The organism is Allobosea sp. OK403, from assembly GCF_900113835.1.
Classification (GTDB): domain Bacteria; phylum Pseudomonadota; class Alphaproteobacteria; order Rhizobiales; family Beijerinckiaceae; genus Allobosea.
The window spans coordinates 172,061-195,879 of sequence record NZ_FOQV01000004.1 but is presented as its reverse complement, the minus strand read 5'-3'; the positions used below and the strand labels follow the sequence as shown (position 1 = coordinate 195,879).

The 23,819-nt window shown below is 65.5% G+C and carries 21 protein-coding genes; 13 read left to right on the top strand and 8 right to left on the bottom strand.

What is annotated here, in order from left to right; all coding sequences use genetic code 11:
* Positions 1-200: 200 nt before the first annotated feature.
* The 3 genes from BMZ97_RS17015 to BMZ97_RS17005 form a co-directional block, all read right to left on the bottom strand.
* Positions 201-2,201: a potassium transporter Kup gene (locus BMZ97_RS17015; protein WP_092171949.1), complete on the bottom strand. Its 2,001-nt coding sequence runs from the start codon at positions 2,199-2,201 to the stop codon at positions 201-203.
* Between the two features lie 88 nt (positions 2,202-2,289).
* Positions 2,290-3,564, bottom strand: coding sequence for a flavodoxin-dependent (E)-4-hydroxy-3-methylbut-2-enyl-diphosphate synthase (gene ispG, locus BMZ97_RS17010; protein ID WP_092171947.1), 1,275 nt, complete (start codon positions 3,562-3,564; stop codon positions 2,290-2,292).
* Positions 3,561-4,079, bottom strand: a complete 519-nt coding sequence (locus BMZ97_RS17005; protein WP_092172476.1) for a Fur family transcriptional regulator — start codon at positions 4,077-4,079, stop codon at positions 3,561-3,563. Before BMZ97_RS17005 ends, ispG begins: the two co-directional genes overlap by 4 nt.
* 127 nt (positions 4,080-4,206) lie before the next feature.
* Between BMZ97_RS17005 and BMZ97_RS17000 the strand changes: the two genes are divergently transcribed.
* The 8 genes from BMZ97_RS17000 to BMZ97_RS16965 all read left to right on the top strand — a co-directional run bounded on the left by BMZ97_RS17000 (position 4,207) and on the right by BMZ97_RS16965 (position 13,754).
* Complete coding sequence (locus BMZ97_RS17000; RefSeq protein WP_092171944.1) at positions 4,207-4,992, top strand: 3-hydroxybutyrate dehydrogenase; 786 nt, start codon at positions 4,207-4,209, stop codon at positions 4,990-4,992.
* Positions 4,989-6,059, top strand: coding sequence for a patatin-like phospholipase family protein (locus tag BMZ97_RS16995; RefSeq protein ID WP_092171942.1), 1,071 nt, complete (start codon positions 4,989-4,991; stop codon positions 6,057-6,059). Before BMZ97_RS17000 ends, BMZ97_RS16995 begins: the two co-directional genes overlap by 4 nt.
* 106 nt (positions 6,060-6,165) lie before the next feature.
* Positions 6,166-6,579: a DUF3830 family protein gene (locus tag BMZ97_RS16990; protein WP_092171939.1), complete on the top strand. Its 414-nt coding sequence runs from the start codon at positions 6,166-6,168 to the stop codon at positions 6,577-6,579.
* Positions 6,580-6,856: 277 nt separating this feature from the next.
* Positions 6,857-8,482 (top strand): amidohydrolase, encoded by a 1,626-nt coding sequence (locus BMZ97_RS16985; RefSeq protein ID WP_092171936.1) that lies wholly within the window; start codon positions 6,857-6,859, stop codon positions 8,480-8,482.
* Between the two features lie 145 nt (positions 8,483-8,627).
* Complete coding sequence (locus tag BMZ97_RS16980; protein WP_092171934.1) at positions 8,628-9,572, top strand: ABC transporter permease; 945 nt, start codon at positions 8,628-8,630, stop codon at positions 9,570-9,572.
* On the top strand, positions 9,565-10,461 hold the full coding sequence (locus BMZ97_RS16975) for an ABC transporter permease (protein WP_092171931.1): 897 nt from the start codon (positions 9,565-9,567) through the stop codon (positions 10,459-10,461). The genes BMZ97_RS16980 and BMZ97_RS16975 overlap by 8 nt, the downstream gene beginning before the upstream one ends.
* Before the next feature lie 44 nt (positions 10,462-10,505).
* Positions 10,506-12,101: an ABC transporter substrate-binding protein gene (locus BMZ97_RS16970; RefSeq protein WP_210188272.1), complete on the top strand. Its 1,596-nt coding sequence runs from the start codon at positions 10,506-10,508 to the stop codon at positions 12,099-12,101.
* Between the two features lie 213 nt (positions 12,102-12,314).
* Positions 12,315-13,754: an amidohydrolase family protein gene (locus tag BMZ97_RS16965; RefSeq protein ID WP_092171926.1), complete on the top strand. Its 1,440-nt coding sequence runs from the start codon at positions 12,315-12,317 to the stop codon at positions 13,752-13,754.
* A gap of 39 nt (positions 13,755-13,793) precedes the next feature.
* Here BMZ97_RS16965 and ybaL read toward each other — a convergent pair whose 3' ends face one another.
* From ybaL to BMZ97_RS16950, 3 genes are all read right to left on the bottom strand, one after another.
* Positions 13,794-15,524 (bottom strand): YbaL family putative K(+) efflux transporter, encoded by a 1,731-nt coding sequence (gene ybaL, locus BMZ97_RS16960; protein WP_244546458.1) that lies wholly within the window; start codon positions 15,522-15,524, stop codon positions 13,794-13,796.
* Positions 15,525-15,713: 189 nt separating this feature from the next.
* Positions 15,714-16,034: a polyhydroxyalkanoic acid system family protein gene (locus BMZ97_RS16955; protein ID WP_092171921.1), complete on the bottom strand. Its 321-nt coding sequence runs from the start codon at positions 16,032-16,034 to the stop codon at positions 15,714-15,716.
* Positions 16,035-16,167: 133 nt separating this feature from the next.
* A complete protein-coding gene (locus tag BMZ97_RS16950; protein WP_139221242.1) occupies positions 16,168-16,380 on the bottom strand; it encodes a hypothetical protein in 213 nt (70 codons plus the stop codon).
* A 262-nt stretch (positions 16,381-16,642) separates the two neighbouring features.
* Between BMZ97_RS16950 and BMZ97_RS16945 the strand changes: the two genes are divergently transcribed.
* Complete coding sequence (locus BMZ97_RS16945) at positions 16,643-17,257, top strand: hypothetical protein (protein WP_092171915.1); 615 nt, start codon at positions 16,643-16,645, stop codon at positions 17,255-17,257.
* A gap of 217 nt (positions 17,258-17,474) precedes the next feature.
* On the opposite strand, the gene BMZ97_RS16940 is transcribed toward BMZ97_RS16945, so the two are convergent.
* Both BMZ97_RS16940 and BMZ97_RS16935 read right to left on the bottom strand, forming a co-directional pair.
* Positions 17,475-17,777, bottom strand: a complete 303-nt coding sequence (locus BMZ97_RS16940; protein ID WP_092171913.1) for a hypothetical protein — start codon at positions 17,775-17,777, stop codon at positions 17,475-17,477.
* Positions 17,778-17,916: 139 nt separating this feature from the next.
* Complete coding sequence (locus BMZ97_RS16935; protein WP_092171910.1) at positions 17,917-18,174, bottom strand: hypothetical protein; 258 nt, start codon at positions 18,172-18,174, stop codon at positions 17,917-17,919.
* A gap of 390 nt (positions 18,175-18,564) precedes the next feature.
* Between BMZ97_RS16935 and BMZ97_RS16930 the strand changes: the two genes are divergently transcribed.
* The 4 genes from BMZ97_RS16930 to BMZ97_RS16915 all read left to right on the top strand — a co-directional run bounded on the left by BMZ97_RS16930 (position 18,565) and on the right by BMZ97_RS16915 (position 23,675).
* Complete coding sequence (locus BMZ97_RS16930) at positions 18,565-19,548, top strand: NAD-dependent epimerase/dehydratase family protein (protein WP_092172473.1); 984 nt, start codon at positions 18,565-18,567, stop codon at positions 19,546-19,548.
* 42 nt (positions 19,549-19,590) lie between these two features.
* Positions 19,591-20,352, top strand: a complete 762-nt coding sequence (locus tag BMZ97_RS16925) for an SDR family oxidoreductase (RefSeq protein WP_092172470.1) — start codon at positions 19,591-19,593, stop codon at positions 20,350-20,352.
* A 36-nt stretch (positions 20,353-20,388) separates the two neighbouring features.
* Entirely contained in the window at positions 20,389-21,795 is a 1,407-nt protein-coding gene (locus tag BMZ97_RS16920; RefSeq protein ID WP_092171908.1) for an FAD-dependent oxidoreductase, read from the top strand.
* A gap of 263 nt (positions 21,796-22,058) precedes the next feature.
* Entirely contained in the window at positions 22,059-23,675 is a 1,617-nt protein-coding gene (locus tag BMZ97_RS16915) for an ABC transporter substrate-binding protein (protein ID WP_092171904.1), read from the top strand.
* Positions 23,676-23,819: the final 144 nt, after the last annotated feature.

Here is a 23,819-nt window from a genome sequence, read left to right as displayed (position 1 = left end):
CTGGGCGACCGAAGGTCGTCCCAGGATCCATCGTAGAGCGCAGTTTCCCTAGGATGGATCCCGGATCTGCGCCGCGGAGCCTGTCCTTGGGCCGGCCAAAGGCCGGCCCCGAGGGCGGCTTGTCCAGGATGACGGCGCGGTTCCGAGGCAAAACAACAGGCTGACAGGCCTTGCGACCTGCCCCGGAACGGCGGTTCGGTTCACACCGAGACCTGCGTGCCGACCTCGACGACGCGGCCGGTCGGGATCTGGAAGAAGCTTGTGGCGTCGGTCGCACTCTTGGTCAGGCTGATGAAGAGCTTGTCCTGCCAGATCGGCATGCCCGATTGCGGCGAGGCCTTGATCGAGCGGCGCGACAGGAAGAACGAGGTCGACATGATGTCGAACTTGAAGCCCTGCTTGCGCAGCACGGCGAGCCCCTTGGGGATGTTGGGGCTCTCCATATAGCCGTAGACCATCTCGACGCGCCAAAAATCGTCGGTGATCCGCGAGAGCCTGACACGCTCCTCCTCGGCGACGCGGGGCGTGTCGGCCGAGCGCACGGTCAGGATGACATTGCGCTCATGCAGCACCTTGTTGTGCTTGAGGTTGTGCAGCAGCGAGGCGGGCGCCGTCTCGGGATCGCTGGTCAGGAACACCGCCATGCCCTTGACGCGCACGGGCGGGCTTTTGGACAGCATGCCGACGAGTTCGAGCAGCGGCACGTCGGTCTTGCGCGTCTTGTCGAACAGGATCTTGGTGCCGCGCACCCAGGTCCACATCATGACGACGAGCACGATCGCCAGCAGCACCGGCATGTAGCCGCCGCTGAACAGCTTGAGCAGGTTGGCCGCGAAGAAGGCGATGTCGATGACCAGGAAGGGCACGATCAGCGCCAGCGTCGCGATCAGGCTCCAGCCCCAGTTGCGGCGGATGACGATGAAGGCGAGCAGCGAACTCACCACCATGGTGCCGAACACAGCGATGCCATAGGCGTGCGACAGGTTCGACGAGGTCTTGAAGGCCCAGACCAGGAGCAGCACGACGACCAGCAGCATCCAGTTGATGCGCGGGATGTAGATCTGCCCGGATGTGTGCTCCGAGGTGTGCCGGATTTCCAGCCGCGGCAGCAGGCCGAGCTGGATCGCCTGACGCGTCAGGGAGAAGGCGCCGGTGATCACCGCCTGGCTGGCGATGATGGTCGCGATCGTCGCCAGGATGACGAGCGGCAGGATCAGGAAGTCCGGCGCGAGCTTGTAGAACGGATTGTCGATCGCGGACGGATCCGACAGGATGAGCGCGCCCTGGCCGAGATAGTTCAGCCAGAGCGAGGGAAACACCAGCCAGATCCAGGCGCTCTGGATCGGCCCGCGGCCGAAATGGCCCATATCGGCGTAGAGCGCCTCAGCACCCGTGACGGCCAGGCAGACGGAGCCGAGCACGGCCAGCGACACGGTGGGATGGTCGACGAAGAAGCGCAGGCCGTAATAGGGGTTCACCGAGGCGAGCACGCTCAGTTCGTCGGCGATGTGATAGATGCCCAGGCCCGCCAGCGCCGCGAACCAGACCAGCATGACGGGGCCGAAGAAATTCGCGACCTTTTCGGTGCCGCCGCTCTGCACCATGAACAGGACGATCAGGATGATCGAGGCGATCCAGATCACATAGTCGTCGAGCACCGGCGTCACCAGCTTGATGCCCTCGACAGCCGAGAGCACCGAGATCGCCGGCGTGATGACCGCGTCGCCATAGAACAGCGCCGCACCCGCCATTCCCAAAAACAGCACGAAGCCGCCGCGCATGCGGCCCAGGCCGCGCTGGGCCAGGGCGACCAGTGTCAGGATGCCGCCTTCGCCATTATTGTCGGCCCGCATCAGCAGCAGCACGTATTTCAGCGTTACCACGATGACGAGCGACCACAGGATCAGCGACAGCACGCCGATGACGATGTCGCGCGGCACCGGCGTGTCGGCTGCGGCATTGGTCAGCGCGCCATGGGCCGCGGTCGCGGCCAGAACCGTCTCGCGCAGGGCGTAGAGCGGGCTCGTGCCGATGTCGCCATAGACGACGCCGAGCGCCCCCAGCGCCAGGACCGCGAAGCTGTTGGTCGAATGGCCGTGCTTGCTCGCGCTGCCAAGACTTGCGCTGCCATGACCATCATCGAGGCCGAAACGGGAATCCTCCGGCCGTGTGGTCGGTGGATTCGGCTGATCATGCCCCATCAGGGATCTCCGCGAGCGCTGCGGTGCAGCGAAAGGCCGGGGCGTCTAACACAAGCAGGCCGGCGCGCAAAGGCGCGCCGGTTCGATCTCACTGCGCGGCATCGCTCAGTCCACCATAGCGCCGCGCGATATAGCCATCGACCATCGTCTTGAATTCGGCGGCGATGGCGGGGCCGCGCAGGGTCGTGACCTTGCGGCCATCGACGAAAACGGGGGCAACCGGCGCCTCGCCCGTACCCGGCAGCGAGATGCCGATATCGGCATGTTTGGACTCGCCGGGTCCGTTGACGATGCACCCCATCACAGCGACGTTCAGTGTCTCGACGCCGGGATAGCGCGTCTTCCATTCCGGCATGGAAGTCGAAATCCAGCTCTGGATGTCCCGCGCCAGCTCTTGGAACACCGTCGAGGTGGTGCGGCCGCAGCCGGGGCAGGCCGCAACCAGCGGCACGAAGGCGCGGAAGCCCATGGTCTGGAGCAGCTCCTGCGCGGCCTTGACCTCGAGCGTGCGGTCGCCGCCGGGCTCAGGCGTCAGCGAGAAGCGGATCGTGTCGCCGATGCCCTCCTGCAGCAGGATGCCGAGCGCAGTTGAGGAGGCGACGAGGCCCTTCGAGCCCATGCCGGCTTCGGTGAGGCCGAGATGGATGGCGTAGTCGGCCCGGTTCGCCAGCATGCGGTAGACCGCGATCAGGTCCTGCACGCCCGAGACCTTGGCCGAAAGGATGATGCGGTCCCGGCCTAATCCAATCTCCTCGGCGCGCTGCGCGGAGAGGAGAGCGGACTGCACCATCGCCTCGCGCATCACGGCGCGGGCGTCGAGCGGGGTGGCCGAGACGGCGTTCTCGTCCATCAGGACGGTCAGCAATTCCTGGTCGAGCGAGCCCCAGTTCGCGCCAATGCGCACGGCCTTGCCGTGCTCGATCGCGAGCTCGACGATCTGGCCGAACTGCCGGTCCTTCTTGTCCTTGAAGCCGACATTGCCGGGATTGATGCGGTACTTCGCCAGCGCCTCGGCGCAGGCGGGATGGTCGCTCAGCAGCTTGTGGCCGATATAGTGGAAATCGCCGACGAGCGGCACATCGATGCCGATGCGGTCGAGCCGCTCCCGAATATGCGGAACTGCGGCGGCGGCCTCGTCGCGGTCGACCGTGATGCGGACGAGTTCCGATCCCTGCCGGGCCAGCGCCGCGACCTGCGCGATCGTGCCCGCGATATCGGCGGTGTCGGTGTTGGTCATCGATTGTACGACGATCGGCGCCCCGCCGCCGACGGTGACGGAGCCGACCTGGACCGGCACGGTCGGCCAACGCGGCTGTGGTCCGGCCTGATCGGGAAGGCAGGGAGGCGACACGCGCTCGTTCATCCTTGAACGCTCCGGCAATGCTCGCAGCGGCCGACGATCTCGACCACCTGATGCGAGGGGGAAAATTGTCGCGTCTGCGCGATCGCCGCCACGGCTTTCTTCATGGCGGGCGAGGAATCCTCGTCGACGCCGCCGCAGGCCTCGCAGATCAGGAAGGCGACGACCTCGTCGGCGCCATGGCCGTGCAGGCAGGCGATATAGGCGTTGCGCGAGGAGAGCCGGTGGACGAAGCCCTGCTCGACCAGAAAATCGAGCGCGCGATAGATCGAGATCGGCGCAAGACGACGCCCGCCGGCCGGCGAGATGCGGTCGGCCAGATCATAGGCCCCGACGGGGCGGTGGTCGGCATGCAGTGCCTCCAGCGCCTTGCGGCGGATCGGCGTCAGCCTGAGACCGCGCTCACGGCAGAGCTGCTCGGCCCGGGCCAGGGCCTGGGCTGCGTGATTGCGATGGTCATGCGCATGCCGGCAGATTGCATCGTCAGCGCCGTCATGATCGTGTGCGTGTGGCTGCATTTTGGTCATGTTGCGTTGCAATAGGTCATCGGGCGACGCGCCGCGACCTTTTCCGGTCACTGACATATCGCCCGCTCGGCACCGAACCTAAGCATTTCTATCCTCAATGTCAGGAGCCTTGACGTTCATGTTCCTCAAAGACCGCTGCGCCGTAATCACCGGCTCGACCTCCGGCATCGGCCTCGCCTATGCCCACGCGCTTGCCAAGGAAGGCGCGAATCTCGTCATCAACGGCATCCTGCCCGCTGACGACGCCGAAAAGCTCCGTTCCGGGCTCGAGAGCGAGTTCGGCGTCAAGGTGCTGTTCTCGCCCGCCGACATGACCAAGCCCGACCAGATCGCCGGCATGATCGCCCAGGCGGAGGCCGCCTTCGGGGCGGTCGACATCCTCGTCAACAATGCCGGCATCCAGCATGTCGCCCCGATCGAGGAATTCCCGATCGAGACCTGGGACATGATCATCGCGATCAACCTGACCTCGGCCTTCCACACCATCCGCGCGGCGCTGCCGAAAATGAAGGCGAAGGGCTGGGGCCGGATCATCAACACGGCCTCGGCGCATGCCTTCGTCGCCTCGCCTTTCAAGTCGGCCTATGTCTCAGCCAAGCACGGCATCGCCGGCCTGACCAAGACGGTGGCGTTGGAAACCGCGACCAGCGGCATCACCGTGAACGCGATCGCGCCGGGCTATGTCTGGACGCCGCTCGTCGAGAAGCAGATTCCCGACACGATGAAGGCGCGCAACATGACCAAGGAGCAGGTCATCAACGACGTGCTGCTGACGGCGCAGCCGACCAAGGAGTTCGTCACGGTCGAGCAGGTCGCGGCGCTTGCGGTCTTCCTGTGCACGGATGCGGCAAAGTCGATCACCGGTACGATCTTGCCGATAGATGGCGGCTGGACCGCGGCGTGACCGGTCGGCGCAGGGGCAGCTCGGCGCGGGTCAAGGGGCTCGCCGGCCCCAAGGCCGAGAAGACCGTCTCGCTGGCACTCCAGGGCGGAGGCGCGCATGGCGCCTTCACCTGGGGCGTGCTCGACGCGATCCTGGAGGATGGGCGTCTGGCGATCGAGGCGCTGTCGGGCACCAGCGCCGGCGCGATGAACGCCGTCGTGCTGAGCGAGGGCTGGCTCGAAGGCGGCCCGGAAGGTGCGCGCGCCAAGCTCGAAAGCTTCTGGCGGGCGATCAGTGTCGACGGCAAATATGGCGGCTCGGAGCGCTCGCTGATCGACACCATGCTTGGCGCCTGGGGGCGGAACGGCACGCCGCCCGGCATGATCTGGTTCGAATTGTTCTCGAAGGTCGCGAGCCCCTACGACGTCAACCCGCTCAACATCAACCCGCTGCGCGGCGTCATCGCCGACCTGATCGATTTCGAGAAGGTCCGCGCCAGCCAGGACGTCAAGCTCTTCATCGCCGCGACCAATGTCCGCACCGGCAAGATCAAGGTCTTCACCGGCGCGGAATTGAGCCCCGATCATCTGATGGCCTCGGCTTGCCTGCCGATGCTGTTCCAGGCCGTAGAGATCGAAGGCGAGGCCTATTGGGACGGCGGCTATATGGGCAATCCGGCGCTGTTCCCGCTGTTCTACGAGGCCCATTGCGACGACATCATGCTGGTGCAGATCAACCCGCTGCAGCGCAAGGAACTGCCTACCAATGCCCGTGCGATCCAGGATCGGCTGAACGAGATCACCTTCAACGCCTCGCTCCTGCGCGAATTGCGCGCGATCGACTTCGTCAACAAGCTCGTCGACGGGGGCAAGCTGCCGACCGACGAGTACAAGCGCGTGCTGATGCACCGGATCGATGGCGGGCCGCCATTGGCGCAGCTGACCTCTTCCTCGCGGATGAATGCGGACTGGGACTTCCTGCTGCGCCTGCGCGACATGGGCAGGGCGGCGGCGAAGCGCTGGCTCAAGCGCAATTACGAGGCGATTGGCAAGGCCGGCACGCTCGACCTCAAGGAGGCGATCTCGTAATCCTAGCGGCAATGACGGAGAGGGTGCCGTACCTCCGCTACTCTTGCGAAAGCCTGGCCAAACGGGCAATCACCTTCCGAAGCCGTTTCGAGAGACAGAGATTTCCATGACCAAGCTGATCGTCACCGCCGGCCCCTTCACCTTCGAGGGCAAGCTCGAACTCGAAAACGCTCCCAAGACCTGCGCAGCCTTCCTCCGGCACATGCCGTTCGAGAGCAAGATCGTGCATGTGCGCTGGAGCGGCGAGGGCGTCTGGATGCCGCTCGGCGAGCTCGACTTCGGCGTCGGCTATGAAAATCACACCAGCTACCCGGCACCCGGCCAGATCATCCTCTATCCCGGCGGCATCAGCGAGACCGAGATCCTGCTTGCCTATGGCGGCGTGCATTTCGCCAGCAAGATGGGCCAGCTCGCCGGCAACCACTTCATCACGCTGACCTCGGGACTGGAAAACCTCTACACGCTCGGCCGCAAGACGCTGTGGGAAGGCGCGCAGGAGATCAAGTTCGCGCTGGCTTGAGGCGGCCTGCGCTTTCTCGCTGCTCCTGACTGAACCCTCGCCGTCATTCCGGACAAGCGGCGAAGCCGCGCAGATCCGGAATCCATCGGAGGGCTCCGGAACTCTACGATGGATTCCTGATCTGCGCTTCGCTGCGTCCGGAATGACGGCGAGGAGACCTTAGGCGCTGCGCCGCAGGCGGCAGAATCTTGCGCAGGCGCGCCCAAAATTAGCGCGGCGTCCGCATTGCTCGGCTGTCCTAACGCGGCCATGATTTCGTTCCGGGAGGAACGAAATCATGGCCGCGTTGCCGAAAGCCGACATGGTCCTGCAGAACGGCCCTGTCTTTCTCGGTTTAAGAGAAGGATATGCTACGGCGGTGGCGCTCTGGGCCGGCAAGGTGCTCGCGACCGGCACACCCGCCGAGATCGCGCCGCTGATCGGCCCCGCCACCAAAGTGATCGAGCTTGCCGGCCGGACGGCGACACCGGGCCTCTATGAGGCGCACCTGCATCTGCTGCCGCTCGGGCTGACCATGCTGGAGCTCGATATCCGGCCCCGCTTCGTGCGCACGCTCGATGGCCTGCTCGAGATGATCGCGAAGCGCGCCGCCGAGGTGAAGCCGGGCGAATGGATCCTGGCGCGCGGCTACGACCAGTTCGAGCTCGACGTGAAGCGCCATCCGCATCGCACCGAGCTCGACAAGGCCGCGCCGAACAACCCCGTCTATATCGTGCGCGCCTGCGGCCATCTCTCGGTCGCCAATTCGATGGCCCTGAAGATTGCGGGCATCACCGAGACGACGCCGGTGCCGCCGGGCGGCGCGATCGAGCAGGTCAACGGCTCATTGACCGGCCTGATGGCCGAGAACGGCCGCGACCCGATCAAGGCCGTAATCCCGGACCCAACCGATGAGGAGCTGGTCGAGGCGATCGAGCGTGCCGGGCGCTATTGCAACTCTTTCGGCATCACCAGCGTGATGGATGCAGCCGTCGGCATCCGTTCCTATTACCGCGAGGTCGCGGCCTATCGCACGGCGCAGCGCACGGGCCGCCTGCCGGTGCGCACCAATATGTGCCTGCTCGGCGGCCATAACGGCATCGTCGAGCAATGCTTCACTGACGGGCTGGTGACGGGTGCCGGCGACGACTGGCTCAGCGTCGGCCCGGTCAAGATCTTCACCGATGGTTCGGCCGGGGGGCGCACGGCGGCGATGAGCGAGCCCTATCTCGGTGAGCCCGAGACCAGGGGCATCTTCTGCCTGACCGACCCAGAGATGGACGCGCTGACGCGCGATTATCACGCCAGGGGCTATCAGCTCGCGGTTCATGCCATTGGCGACGCCGCGATCGAGCAGACGCTGAACGCGATGGAGGCGGGGCTCAACGACCATCCCGATCCCGACCGGCGCCACCGCATCGAGCATTGCGGCTTCAACTCGCCCGAGCAGATCGCGCGCATGGCCAGGCTCGGCATCGAGCCGGTGCCGCAGCCGGTCTTCATCTATGATTTCGGCGATCTCTACCTCTCGGTGCTCGACGAGAAGCGCGCCAGTGAGAGCTATCCGATGCGCGACTGGATCACGGCCGGGCTGAAGCCCGCGGCCTCCTCCGATGCGCCGGTCTGCGACGCGAATATCTGGCCCAACATCTACACCATGCTGACCCGCAAGAGCTCGCGCGGGACGGTGATCGGCGGCGACCAGGCCCTGACGATCGGCGAGGTGATCGCCGCCTACACCGATTTCGGCGCCTATGTGAACCGCGCCGAAACCCATCGCGGCCGTTTGCTGCCGGGCATGGCGGCGGATGTCGCCGTATTCTCGCGCGACCTTTCCAAGGCAACGCCGGAACAGCTCTTGCACGAGACCCGCTGCGACCTGACGATCATCGAGGGCAAGGTGGTGTACGAGGCGGAGGCGTGATGGCATCGTCATTGCGAGCACCCGGGTCTTGCCTTCGGCAAGCCCGAGTACAGGCTCAGCGAAGCAATCCAGGATGGCGTAGAGCCCGGCCGCCCCTGGATTGCTTCGTCGCTTCGCTCCTCGCAATGACGCGGGGCGCTCGTCGATGCTGAACCACATCGCTCAGCGCCTCGCCCTTTCGGTGCCGGTGCTGTTCGGCGTGCTGCTCTTCGGTTTCCTGCTGCTGCAACTCGTCCCCTCGGATCCCGCCGCAATCATCGCCGGGCCGATGGCGAGCCCCGAGCTGGTCGCGCAGATCCGGCAGGATATGGGGCTCGATCGGCCGATCATCATTCAGTTCGCGATCTATATGGCGCGCGTGCTGCAGGGCGATCTCGGCGTCTCGTTGATCTCGAACACCCGCGTCACGACGGAACTGGCCGAGGCGATCGGCCCGACCGCCGAGCTGATGTTCGCCTGCCTGGTCTGGGCCGTGCCGCTGGGCATCGCGCTGGGGACGATCGCTGCGGTCTATCGCGGGCGCCTGCTCGACCGATTGGTGATCGCGATCTCGGTCGCCGGCGTCTCGACGCCGGTGTTCTTCATCGGGCTGATCCTGATGCAGTATATCGGCTACCACTGGGAGCTTTTGCCGTTCATCGGACGTGGTGGGCCGCTCTGGAGCCTGGAGGGGCTGGCCTCGATCGTGCTGCCGGCGCTGACGCTCGGGCTGGTTTTCATCGGGCCGATCGCGCGGATGACGCGGACCGCAGCGCTCGAAGTGCTGAGCGCCGATCATGTCCGCACAGCCCGCGCCAAGGGATTGGCCGAGCGCACCGTCATCCTCCAGCATGTGCTGCGCAACGCCTTGATCCCGGTGGTGACGCTGATCGGCCTTCAGGCCGGCTATCTGCTCGGCGGTGCGGTCGTCACCGAGACGATTTATTCCTGGCCGGGCGTCGGGCGGCTCGCGGTCGGGGCGATCCTGGCGAGCGATTTTCCCCTGGCGCAAGGCGCGATCCTGGTGCTGGCTCTGGCCTTCCTGGTGATCAACCTGATCGTCGACATGCTCTATGCCGTGCTCGATCCGAGGGTCGAGAGCCATGGCTGATCTGACGACCCAGGCCGCGCCGGTGACGGTGCAACGGAGCTGGCTCTCGCCGATCTGGCGGCGGATCCTTGGCGACAAGCTCGCCTTAGTGGCAGCGATCATCCTCCTGGTGATTGTGCTCGCGGCGCTGTTTGCGCCCTGGCTTGCGCCCTTCGACCCCTATGAGACGACGCGCCGCCCCTTCATCCCGCCGCGCTGGAGCGAGGGCTCGCTGCCGCAATACTGGCTCGGCACAGACGGGCAGGGGCGCGACATGCTCTCGCGCCTGCTCTACGGGACGCGATTGACGCTGGTGATGGGGCTGGCCTCGATCGTCCTCGGCGGCGGGCTCGGTGCGATGCTGGGCCTGCTCGGCGCCTTCTATCGGCGGCTCGATCCTTATGTGATGCGCTCGGCCGACATCCTTTTGTCCTTCCCCGCCATCCTGCTGGGGTTGGCGCTCGCCGCCGTCGTCGGCCCCGGACTCACGGCCATCGTGATCGCGCTCTCGATCGCCACCGTGCCGGATGTCGCGCGCATCACCCGCAGCGCCGCGATCGTGGTGATGGGGCAGGACTATATGGAGGCCGGCCGCGCGCTCGGCCTGCCGGACAGGACGCTGATCTGGCGCTATCTGGCGCTGAACTGCATTTCGCCGGTCTTCGTCTTCATGACGCTGCGCTTCGGCCAGATCATCCTGATCGGGGCGGCGCTGTCCTTCCTGGGGTTGGGCGTGCGCCCGCCCGAGGCGGAGCTCGGCATGATGGCCTCGCTCGGGCGCGACGCCTTGTTCTTTGCGCCGCATATCTCGCTGCTGCCGAGCCTCACGATCATCGCGATCGTGCTCTGCGTGAACCTGCTCGGCGATGCGCTGCGCGATCTGCTCGATCCGCGCATGCGGAACATGTGAGGCGCGCCACCGACACTGAATTCATAACAAAGGGGACAAAGATCGTGAGAGAGCTGAAATCCATCGTCATGGGGGCCTTCCTCGGCCTCGCTGCCTTTGCCGGCCCGGCGCTCGCGCAAGGCTCCAATGCCAGCCTCACCATCGTGCGCGAGGTCGACAGCGACCGCTATGATCCGCATCGCTCGACGGCGCGCTCGGCCTCCGAAGTCCTCTTCATGATGGCCGACACGCTGGTCTCGCTCGACCACGACATGGCGACGATCAAGCCCGGCCTCGCCAACTCCTGGACGATGGCGCCCGACGGCAAGACCTACACCTTCAAGCTGCGCAATGACGTCTCCTTCTGCGACGGCAAGAAGCTTACGGCGCAGGATGTGGTCTATTCGATCAAGCGCTGGATCGATCCCGCGACGCGCTCGCCCGTGGCCTGGCGCGCCGGCAAGATCGAGGACATCGTCGCGACCGACGATTACACGGTCGAATACAAGCTCAAGGCGCCGTTCTCGGAATTGCTCTACCAGCTCACCCAGAGCTTCGCGGTGATCATCGACAAGGCCAATGTCGAGGCGCTCGGCGCCGATTTCGGGGTCAAGGGCTTCAACGGCACAGGCCCTTATTGCTGGGGTGACTGGAAGCCGCGCAACGAGTTCCGGCTGAAACGCCACGCCGCCTATAAATGGGGCCCGCCGATCTATCAGAACACCGGACCGGCGCAGATCGAGGAGATCGTCTGGCGCATCGTGCCGGAGGACAACACCCGCCTGGCTGCGGTGATGACCGGCCAGACCCAGGTGACGCAGTACGTGCCCTATTCCGGCATGGCTCAGATGCGCGCCAACAAGAATCTCAGGATCGTCGAGTCGAAGGAGGCGTTCTGGACCTATTTCGTCGGTTTCAAGATCGACAAGGAGGGTGTCAGCGATCCGGCCGTGCGCAAGGCGATGGTGATGGCCGTCGATCAGAAGGCGATCGCCGAGAACCTCTATTTCGGCGAGGTCGAGCCGGCCTACAGCTATATCTCGACCGAGGCGCTGGACTGGAACAAGGCGCTGACGCCGAAGCTGATCAAGACGGATGTCGCCGAGGCCAACAGGATTCTCGACGCGGCGGGTTGGGTGAAGGGGCCTGACGGCTTCCGCATGAAGGACGGCAAGAAGCTCTCGCCGATCGTCTATGGCTTCACCGGCTCGACCTGGCAGAAGCTGATGGAGGCGATCCAGGGCGATCTGCGCAAGATCGGCGTCGATCTCAGGGTCCAGCTCTTCGATGCCACCATCGCCTGGGGCAAGATGGCGACGCAGGAGTTCGACATGTTCGGGATGAGCTTCCCCTACATCTCGGCCGGCGATGCGCTGAACCTGTATTTCCCCTCGGCCAATGCGCCGACACCCAACCGGATGAACTGGAAGGACCCGGCGACGGACGAATTGCTCACCAAGGGCATCACCGCGCTGAACGACGCCGACCGCGCGGCCGCCTATGGCGAGGTTCTGACGAAGGTGCATGAGGCGGCGGTCTGGCTGCCGCTCTATCACGAGCCGATGAAGATCGCGGCCTCGGCAAGGCTCGCCCCCTTCAAGGCCCACAACATCTATGGTTGCGGGCTGTATAAGGGGCTGGATCTGAAGTTCGTCAGGTAAGCCATCGAACAATGAAGCGCGGGGAACCCCTCTCCCGGAGGGAGAGGGGCAGGGGTGAGGGGTCGGCCCCTCGACCAGTCGAGTGGAAACCCAACCGCGTGCCGGAGTAGGCCAGCGATTTCTGGCCGACCCCTCACCCTGCCCTCTCCCTACGGGAGAGGGTTCCCCGCGCCTGCCCATGCAAGGCCGCGACACCTAGCCGGAGCCCAGCCCATGCCGATCACCCTCATCCGCAACGCCAGCTGGATCGTCGCTTACGACGCCAAGGCCAAGGGCCATGTCTATCTGCGCGACGGCGATGTCGCTTATGAGGGCGACCGCATCCTGCAGGTCGGCGGAAGCTATAAGGGCAAGGCCGATACGACGATCGACGGGCGCGGCAAGATGGTCATGCCGGGTCTCGTCAACATCCACTCGCACCCCTCCTCGGAGGCGATGTGCAAGGGCTGGAACGACGAGCTCGGCAGCGCGAAAATGTATGGCACGGCGCTCTACGAGTTCATGCCGCTGTTCCGCTGTGACGCTGCAGGCGTCAAGCCCTGCGCGCAGGTGACTTATTCCGAATTGCTGATGTCGGGCGTCACCACGCTGGTCGACATGTCCGCCGCCTGGGACGGCTGGTTCGAGACCTTCAAGGCCTCGGGCCTTCGCGCTGTGTTTGCGCCGATGTATCGCTCGGCGCGCTGGTACACCGATAACGGCCATCTCGCGAAATATGAGTGGGACGCCAAGGCCGGCGAGAAGGCGATGGCGCAGGCCATGAAGCTGCTGGACCAGGTTGCGGCCGACGCAACGGGCAGGCTTTCCGGCATGGTCTCGCCCTCGCAGATCGACACCTGCACGCCCGAACTGATCCAGGCAAGCTATGAGGAGGCGGAGACGCGAAAAATCCCCTTCCAGGTCCATGCCGCCCAGAGCGTGGTCGAATTCCATGAGATCACGCGCCGGCATGGCATGACGCCGGTGGAGTGGCTGGAGGAACTTGACGTGCTCGGGCCGTTCTCGATCATCGGCCACGGCATCTTCCTCGACCATCACTCCTCGGTGAAATGGCCGGCGACCGATGATATGGGCGCGCTGGTCGAGACCGGCACCAATGTCGCGCATTGCCCAATCGTGTTCCAGCGCCGCGGCATCGCGATGCAGAGTTTCGGGCAATATGTCGCTGCCGGCATCAATGTCGGCATCGGCACCGACACCTATCCCCACCACATGCTGGAGGAATTGCGCGCGGTCTGCATCGGCTCGCGCATGATGGCCGAGGACGTCTATGACGTGCGCACCTCGGACGCCTTCAACGCAGCGACGCTGGGCAGCGCCAAGGCGCTCGGCCGCGACGATATCGGCCGGCTCGCCAAGGGCGCGAAAGCCGACATCGTGCTGGTCGATGTCACCCATCCGATGATGCGCCCGCTGCGCGATCCGCTTCGCAGCCTGATCTATGCGGCGGGCGAGCGGGCGGTGACGACCGTGATCGTCGACGGCGTCACGGTGGTCGAGAACGGCAAGGTGCTGACCATGGACTATGCCGGCGCCGCCGCCGAACTGGAGGAGGCGCAGCGCCGGGCCGAGCCCAACGTCAAGGGTCTCGACTGGGCCAAGCGAGACCATCTCGAGATCTCGCCGCTGACCTTTCCCGCTGGCCGGGGCTGAGTGCAGGCGCTTGCCCGGCGGCGCGGTTCGGGTGAGGCGCTAAACCGGTTGTTTGTCCGCGGAGGCCTCGCCATTCGCGGGAGGCGCGCCGCATAGCGCCAGCATGGCGCGGGCGATTTCCGCCTCGCCCATGATCGTCAGGCTCGCGCCGCATCTGGTCAGATGCTCGACTGCCGCGTCGGAATGGGCGCGGGCGACGATCGGCAATGCGGGATTGTCGCGTCGCGCCTGTTCGCAGACCTGGCCGGCCTCGAAGCTCTCGGGAATGGCGACGAAGAGCCGGCGTGCCCGCGCCAGGCCGGCGGCCGCCAGAACGCCTGGATCGGCGGCGTTGCCGACGAGCACCTCGGCGCCCTGCTCCCTGGCTGCGGCGATGGCTTCGGGCTGTTCCTCGATGACGAGCAGGGTCTCGCCATGCGCCACCAGGCCTGCTCCCAGGAGCGCGCCGACACGGCCATAGCCGACGACGACCATGTGATCGCTCAAGCTGGTCGGGACGATGTCGCGCTCGGGTTCCGGTTCGGGCTCCGGCTTGGCGGCGCTCGGCTTGGGCTTGGCCGGGTTCGTCTCCGTGGCAAAGCGCTCGATGATCGCAAACAGCACCGGGTTGAGCAGGATCGAGAGGATCGCGCCCGCCAGGATCAGGTCACGGCCCTGTTCGGGCAGGATCGCCAGCGAGACGCCCAGGCCAGCCAGAATGAAGGAGAACTCGCCGATCTGCGCCAGCGACGCCGAAATGGTCAAGGCGACTGCATTCGAGCGGCCAAAGGCACGCACGATCAGCCAGGCGGCGAGTGATTTGCCGAACAGGATGATGGCGAGTGTCGCCAGCAAAGGCAGCGGCGCGCGCAGCAGGATGCCTGGGTCGAACAGCATGCCGACGGAGACGAAGAACAGCACCGCGAAAGCGTCGCGCAGCGGCAGCGATTCCTCGGCGGCGCGCTGGCTCAATGGCGATTCATTCAAGATCATGCCGGCGAAGAAGGCGCCGAGCGCGAAAGAGACGCCGAACAGGCTTGCCGCCATGAAAGCGACGCCGAGCGCCAGCGCCAGCACCGCGAGCCTGAACAGCTCGCGCGAGCCGGTATGGGCGACCCAATGCAGCACCCAGGGGATGACGCGCCGCCCGACGATGAGCATGAAGGCGATGAAGGCCACGACCTTGGCGAGCGTCAGCCCCAGCACGCCCCAGAGGCCGAGGTCGAACTGCCCGGAGAGGGGTACGGGCGTGCCGGGCCTGGCGCCGTTCAGGGCGTCGGCGATGGTCGGGATCAGGACGAGCGCCAGCACCATGGCGAGGTCTTCGACGATCAGCCAGCCGACCGCGATCTTGCCCTTCTCGGTCTGGACCAGCCGGCGCTCCTGGAGTGCGCGCAGCAGCACGACGGTGCTGGCGACAGAGAGCGCGAGCCCGAAGACGAGACCCGCGACCCAGCCCCAGCCGAGCGAAAGCCCCAGGCCCAGGCCGAGCAAGGTCGCCACCGCGATCTGGACGAGAGCGCCGGGGACCGCGATGGTTTTGACCGAGAGCAGGTCCTTCAGCGAGAAATGCAGGCCGACGCCGAACATCAGCAGGATGACGCCGATCTCGGCCAGTTCGTTGGCGAGGCCTTGATCAGCGACGAAACCGGGCGTGAAGGGCCCGACCGCGACGCCGGCGAGGAGATAGCCGACCAGGGGAGAGAAGCGCAGCTTCTGAGCAAGTGCTCCGAAGATGAAGGCGAGGCACAGGCCCGCTACGAGAATGGCGATCAGCGGGCCAGGATGCATCAGGTCTCCAGAAGGCGGGCAGGATTACGGAAGGCGGAAGGATTACGGAAGGCAGATGGTGGCTCGATAGAGCACTCGAAGCATGGCGTCTGGGTCGCGCAATTTCAACCTTGAGGCGGTCTTTTCAGAGCGCTTTCGGCGAGGCGATGTGGTGTTTCCGCCAGGCGGCCGTCGTCGTGGCCGGTGGCCTCAGGTCTTCGGCTTGTCCAGCAGGACGCGGCCCTGCTTCTCGACGCCGAGCTTCAGAGTCTCGGCGAAGGTCGCCAGCACCCAGGGCAGCATCATCTCGACGCGCACCAGCGTCTCCTCGACGGTGAGGCTGCCCCGCACCGTATAGCCCAGTGCCGCCACGCCGAAATCCAGCGTGCCGTCGCGCCATTCCTCCTCGACGAGCTGCATCTTCACCATGCCGAGCTTGTCGCGGATGCGGTCGACGCCGCCACGGATGCGCGCCAGCGCGGCCTCGCGGCCGAGCTCATGGGAAATCGTGATGCTGACGGGCTTGGCCATGGGATTCGCAGTCGAAGGGAGCGCCGACGGACACGGCCACAGCAGGAGCGCCGGAGTTCCGGCGGCCCCGCGCGCGATCGCGTCGGGATGAAGGATAGGCCGCGAAGACTGGGCGGGCCAGAGAAGAGTGGGCTCAGAGGCTGCGCTCGTTCAGCGCCCTCTGGCCATGCTCGGTGACGAGCCAGCGCCCGCCTAACGGCTCGACGAGGCCGCGATCCTTCAGCACGACCAGCATGTCATCATCGAAGATGAAATGAGTGGTCTGCTCGTCGATGCTCTCGAGGGCGATCCATTCCGGGTCTGACATCACGCCAGGGCGGGCGATCTGGAGGTGCTGTGTTTGCATAAGCGTCTCCTTCTCGATCGGGATCATTGCTCGATTGGGATCGATGATGCTGAATCCCATCCAATCTTGGCGCTGTCATGACCGAGTGCGGTCCGAAACAAGCCTTTGCCGGCAACGCTTTGCGCGTCGCCCGCGTCGACGTGAAGGGGCTGGCGAAGGGCGGAAACCGGGCGCTGGTGCATGGGGTTCTTTCCGCGGGCGGAACTCTCGGATCGCTGCCTCGTTCATTGGGCTTGGATCTGTGTACGCAAGGAGGTTCGCAATGGCGACCATGAACAAGTTTCCGCCCGACGTGCCGAAAGGCTGGGATGAAGCCGGCGACGAGATCGACAATGCGACCAGCGGCCTGCGCGCCAAGGCCGCCGACGTTGCCGACAAGGCGACGGAGACGGTCAGGGGCGGCTACTCCCGCGCCAAGGACGCCTTGACGGATCTCGATCCGATCGAGACCGCCCGCGATGGCGGCCAGGCGGTGATACGCGCGGTCGAGCGCAATCCCGTCGTTGCGTTCGGGCTGGGTGCGCTGGGTATCGGATTGATCGCCTGGGCGAGCCTGCGCTCGCCTCCCACGTCGCGCTGGGAGCGCTATCAGCCCGATTTCGACAGGCTGCGTGGCCTGCTCGGCGATTACGGCAAGGATGCCGCCAAGTCGGGCGAGGGCGCGTTGAAGAGCAGCCAGCAATGGCTGAACGCCTATGGTGGCGATGCGCGCGACTATGCCGGCTATGGCGGCCGGCTGATCGCGCAGCGGGCTCAGAAGGAGCCGATCGCGGCGTTGCTGGGGATCGGGCTGGCGGTCTATGCGCTCGGATCGTTGCTGGGTTCGTCGAGCAGCGATCCGGCTCCTGTGCGCAAGCGCACCGCACCGAAGCGCTGACGACCCGGCCTCGATCACGTCGCATTAGGACGGAACCGTCCGAATGCGAAAAACGTAATCGATTCTAAAAGTTGAGAGCATTGCTCATGCGAAAAACCGGTCCCCACTTTTCGCGCAATGCTCTTGTGGCCACGAAAAACCCCGCAGCCTTTCGGCCGCGGGGTTTTGTTTTTCACATCGACAAGCCTGTCAGATCAGGCGGACTCGTCGTTGTTCATCAATACCAGCCGTAGCCGCGACGGCCATAATAGCCTCGGCCGTAGTAGGAGCGATTGTCAGCGGCAACGAGCGCGCCTCCGACGACGCCGGCGGCGACGCCGGCCGCAACAGCGCTGCTGGCTTCGGAGTTGGCGCGGCGGTTCTCGGTGTAGTTGGCCGAGCGGCACTGCTGATAGGCGCGGGTGCCAGGACGGAATCCTTGCGACTCGCAGGTGATTTCGGCGTCGACCAGCGATTCCTGTCGCGTCTGGCAGCCAGCAACTACAGCGGCCAGGGCGCCAACGATGAGAAGGGTACGCATCAATTTTTCCTTTTCAGCCTCCCAATGGAGAAAGGACTTAAAATACACGCGCCGTTGCAGGTCAAGAACAACCGCGCCTGTTGGTTTAAGCCGGTCCGATCGTCATGGGAATACTGCGCTGCCTTGAGGGTGCCTTTGTTTAGCCGACCTTGCGCCCAGGTTTCTCGACGACCTTGCCCGAGCGGGTGAGGCTGGCGATTTCCAGGGCCGGCATCCCGGATTTCTCGGCGATGGCGCGGTCCTGCTCCATGATGGCGTCGCGCGCCGGCTCGTCGCCGTCCAGGCCGCCGAGCAGTGCGGTCGGCACCCGTCGGTTGGAGCGGCGCGAGCCATCGGTATAGACGACGTCGAACATCACAAATTCGGCATCGAGCGGCTTCGATTTCTTGCGGGCCATGATCGGGTCCTTTCGGAAAATGGACGGGCCGCGCGATGCGGCGGCTAAAGTCCCAATGTCTGAAACCGTCTCTCACCGAAGGTGAAAGCTGGATCTATGCGAAAAAACGGTTCCCACTTTTCGCATCCTGCTCCAGGCGCGGCGGCGGGTGGCGCGCGGCCTCTGCAGGTGTCGCGCGACGCCTAGACCATGGTTCGCGCCGATGCAATGCGACATGCCGGCCGGGTTCTACGGTGGGCGCGGCCGGGATGGGCGAAATTTGCGCCGCCGCGCCGAAGATGCGGGCATGATCGGTGCTGGTCGCGCTTGTGGGCAGCGCGGCTGAAGGCTTAGGTCAGCCGCCATCGCATGCAAACCGTGTGCGTGACCAAGCAGCGTAAGGGGCGTTTCTTGAGAGTTCTGATCTTCGGCGGGGTCGGTTTCGTCGGGCTCAACATCGCGGAAGCGATGTTGGCGAAAGGCGACGACGTTGTTGTGTTCGACCGCATGGCGTTGCCTGCCGACATCGGGAAGGCCTTTTCCCGGCTACCGGGGCGCCTGACCGCCGTCCAGGGGAACGTCACCGACAAGATGGCGATTGCCGAGGTGGTGCAGCCCGGCGTGGACGTCGTCATCATGGGTGCTGCGATCACCGCCGGAGCGGCGCGCGATGCGCGCGATCCGGAAACGATTCTGCAGGTCAATCTGCTCGCTCAGGTGCCGATCCTGGAGGCGGCGCGGGCTGCGGGTGTCCGGCGCGTCATCAATCTGAGTTCGGCTGCTGCTTATGGGGCGGCCGGAGAGCGCTATCCGGAGCTCGACGAGGAGACGCCGGGCGATCCGGTCAGCCTCTATGCCATCAGCAAATGGGCGAGCGAGCGCGTCGGCGGGCGGCTGGCCGATCTCTGGGGGCTCGATCTGGTCTCCTTGCGGCTCAGCGGCGTCTTCGGTCCCTGGGAGCGTGCGACGGGCGTGCGCGACACACTGAGTCCGCAAAGCCAGATCCTCACTGCTGCCGAGAAGGACGAGCCCGCGATCCTGCCCCGACCGGGCCTGCGCGACTGGATCTACGCGCCCGATCTCGCCGAGGCGGTGCGGATCGTGGCGGGCGCGCCGGTCTTGCGTCATCGGCTCTACAACATTTCGACGGCGCGGCGCTTCGCGGCTCTCGAGTGGGGGCAGGCGCTGGCGGCCAATTTTCCTGGTTTCATCTGCCGCCTGGCTGAGCCCGGCGAGGCGGCGACGATCGATCTGCATGGACCGGGCGACCGCGCGCCGCTTTCCACTTCGCGGATGAGGGAGGAATTCGGCTGGGCTGCCGCAATCGGTGTGGCCGAGTCGGCGAATGCACTGGCCGCCTGGTGGCGGGGGCATGGCCGGGGGCTTGGCCGATGACGGGGCTTGCGATGAAAGGACTTGGACGATGAGGCTTGGGCGATGAAGCTTGAGGGAAAGGTCGCGCTGCTGACCGGCGGCGGCTCGGGAATCGGGAGGGCGAGCGCGCTGCTCTTTGCCCGCGAAGGCGCGCGCGTCGCGGTCGTCGATCGCGACACTGATGCGGCGCAGGCGACGGTGGCGCTGATCATCGAGGCCGGCGGGCAGGCTTGCGCTCATATCGGCGATGTCGGCTTGCCGGGCTTCGCCGATGGCGTCGCGGAGCAGGTGCTCGCGCGCTTCGGCCGTATCGATATTCTGGTGACGGCGGCCGGCTTTTCCTGTGGCGGCACGGTGACGACGACAGCGCCCGAGGATTGGGACGCCGTCTTCCGCGCCAATGTCGGGGGCACCTTCCTCTTCGCCAAGGCGGTAATCCCGGCGATGCAGCGGCAGGGTGGCGGGGCGATCGTGACGTTCGCCTCGCAACTGGCTCTGGCCGGTGGGCGCGGCAACAGTGCCTATATCGCCGCTAAGGGGGCGATCCTCAGCCTGACCCGGACGATGGCGCTGGACTATGCCGCCGACGGCATCCGCGTGAACGCGATCGCTCCGGGCGCGATCGACACGCCGATGCTGCGGCGCAGTTTTGCCCGCCATGCCGAGCCCGAGCCGCTGCGCGAGGCCTCGCGCAACCGCCATGCGATGAAGCGCTTCGGCCGCGCCGAAGAGGTGGCGGAAGCCGCGCTCTATCTCGCCGGCGACGCCGCGTCCTTCAGCACCGGGACCACGCTGGTGGTCGATGGCGGCTGGCTTGCCGCGTGAGCGGTTTCCGGCATGATCACTGCGTGGGATGTTGCCATGAAGCATGACGGATTATCGGTTCTCGCGAGCCGCATCGCCGGCGATCTCGCCCGCACCGCCCATCCCAGCGCGCCGTGGCTCGAGCCGGTTCCGGGGCCGGACGGCAAGCCGGCCTATGACGTGATCGTGGTCGGGGGCGGCCAGTCGGGGCTGGCGACAGCCTTCGGCCTGCAGCGCTCGCAAGTCACCAACATCCTGGTGCTCGACAAGGCGGCTGCCGGGCAGGAAGGGCCATGGCGCTCCTATGCGCGCATGCACACGCTGCGCAGCCCGAAGGATTTCACCGGCCCCGATCTCGATGTGCCGAGCCTGACCTACCAATCCTGGCACGAGGCCAAATTCGGTGTCGAAAGCTGGGATGAGCTGGTGTTGATCCCGAAAGGCCTCTGGGCGGATTATCTCGGCTGGTTTCGCCATGTCGTCGGCATCCCCGTCCGCAACGAGGCGGAGGTGGTCGATATCGCCCCCGCCGGCGGGCTGCTGGCCGTGACGCTGCGCTGCGGTGGCAGGGCCGAGACGCTGCATGCCCGTAAGATCGTGCTCGCAACCGGGCAGGAGAGCCTGGGCGACTGGACCGTGCCGGCGCCGCTCATGGCGTTGCCGGCCTCACGCTGCGTGCATTGCGCCGAGTCGATCGACTTCGCCGCGCTTGCGGGCAAGCGTGTTGCGGTGATCGGGGCCGGCGCGTCGGCTTTCGACAATGCCGCGACAGCGCTGGAGGCTGGGGCGGCGCAGGTGCATCTGCTCTGCCGTCGGTCGCAGGCGCAAGTGATCCAGCCCTATCGCTGGCTGACCTTTCGCGGCTTCCTGCGCCATCTCAGCGACCTCGACGATGCCTGGCGCTGGCGTTTCATGAGCGCCGTCCTGGCGCTGCGGGAGGGGTTTCCGCAAGCGACCTATGACCGCTGCGCCCGCCACGACACCTTTTCCCTGCATCTCGGCGCGCCCGCTCTGAGCGCGATCGACGCGCCCGGCGGTGTCGAGATCGCGACGCCGCAGGGCTCGCTTACGGTCGATTTCGTCATCGCAGCTGCCGGTATCGAGATCGATCTCTCCGTGCGGCCGGAGCTTGCCGGTTTCGCAGGCAACATCGCCTCCTGGGCCGACCGCTATGCGCCACCGACAGCCGAGCGCGACGAGCGGCTCGGCCGCTTCCCCTATCTCGCCGATGATTACGCGCTGACCGAGCGCGTGCCGGGTGCGACGCCCTGGATCGGCGACATCCATCTCTTCACCATTGCCTCGACGATGAGCTTCGGGGCGTCCGGTTCCTCGATCAACGCGATGACCACGGCGGTGCCCAAGCTCGTCTCAGGTATCACACGCGGGCTGTTTCGCGCTGATGTCGAGCGGCACTGGGCCTCGTTCCAGGCCTATGACGTGCCCCAAGCCGTGCTGCGGTGATCCTTTCTCGGGTGGAAGGGAAAGGATGCTTCCCGCCTCGGGCGGGAGGGGAGATGATGCGCTCCATGGCACCACGCTTGCATCCGGTTCCGCAAGAGCAGGATGCGAAAAAGTGGGCACCGGCTTTTCGCTTTGATCCTGCTCTCACTCTTTAGATGAGAGACGGATTCAGATTTCAGATGGGATCATTTTATGGTCCCATCTGAAATCATCCGGCTCTCGGAACCAACCTGACGACTGCGCCGATGAAGAGGGAAACGACTATGACGATCGTGCGGACGGGCTGGCTTGCAGCCGCGCTCTTGACCTCGACTGCGCTTCTGGCCTCGCCGGCGCTGGCGCAGACACGTGCCGAGACGCTGCGCCATGTCACTGGCGCGGCCATCAACACGCTCGACCCCAATATTCCAGGCTCGACCCGCGAGGCCTTCGGCCTGAGCCTCCTGACCTATGACCGGCTGCTCTCCTTCGGCAGGAAGCAGCTCAACGGCAAATGGGTGTTCGATCTCGACAGCATCCGCGGCGAATTGGCCGAAAGCTACACCGTCAGCCCCGACGGGCTGAAGATCACCTTCAATCTGCGCAAGGACGCGAAGTTCCACGATGGAACGCCGGTGACGGCCGAGGATGTGAAATGGTCGCTCGACCGTGAGGTCAGCGCCAATGTCCTAGGCAAGGGCCAATTGCTGACCGGCTCACTGACCAGCCCGGACCAGTTCAAGATCATCGACGCCCACACCTTCGAGGTCACGCTGCCCAAGCCCGACAAACTGGCCTTGGCGAACCTTGCCGTGGTCTACCCCGTGATCATCAATTCGAAGCTGGCGAAGTCGCATGCGACGGCTGAGGACCCCTGGGCGCTGAACTGGCTCAAGGACAACACGGCTGGCTCCGGCGCCTACATCATCGAAAGCTACAAGCCGGGCGAGACCACGATCCTGCGCCGCAATCCGGACTGGAATCGCGGCTCGGCCGATAAGCCGGCGAGCTTCAAGCGCATCATCACCCAGACCGTGCCGGAAGCCGCCACGCGCGCCAATCTGGTCGAGAAGGGCGATGCCGACATCGTCATCGACCTGCAGGCGACCGATGCCGCCGACTTGGAGAAGAAGGGCAAGCTCAAGGTCGTCTCGACGCCTCAGTACAATTCGATCACCTTCGTCTCGTTCAACAACCAGATGCCGCCCTTCGACAAGATCGAGGTCCGGCGCGCCATCGCCGCGGCGCTGCCCTATGACGACATGTTCAAGGCGGCCTTGTTCGGGCGCGGGGCGCCGCTCTATGGCGCGAACTGGCCTGACGGCAAGGCGCCGACCGGCGAGGTCTTCCCGATCCCGCAGCCGCTGAAGACCGACCTCGCCGAGGCCAAGAAGCAGCTTGCCGCGGCCGGCCTCCCCGACGGCTTCTCGACCACCTTCTCCTTCAATGTCGGCCAGGCCGGCACGGCCGAGCCGATGGCGGCGCTGCTCAAGGAATCGCTCGGCAAGGTTGGCATCAAGGTCGACATCCAGAAGCTGCCGGACGCGCAGATGTCGACGCTGATCAACGAGAAGAAGGTGCCGTTCTTCACTGAGGGCATCGTCGCCTGGCTGCCCTCGATGGATTACTTCTACCGCAACTTCTATATCGGCCCGATCCGCTGGAACTACGCCTCGCTCGACGACGCCAAGATCACGGAATGGGCGCAGGCTGCCCGCTTCGAGGCCGATAAGGCGAAATACGCAAGCTATGGCAAGGATCTGAACACGCGCCATTTCGAACTGATGCCGCAGATCCCGCTCTGGCAGCCGGCGCAGGACGCGGTGATGGCGTCGTCGATCGACGGCTATGTCTACCAGTTCCACCGGCAGATCGATTTCCGCGATCTGAGCCGGAAGTGACCTCTGACGGTTTGGTGTGAACCCGTCGGTCGTCCCGGGCGTAGCGCAGCGAAGACCCGGGACCCACGCCGGAACGCTTTCCGGCTATGCTCCGGAATGGGTCCCGGATCGGAGCGGCTTCGCCGCTTGTCCGGGACGACATTG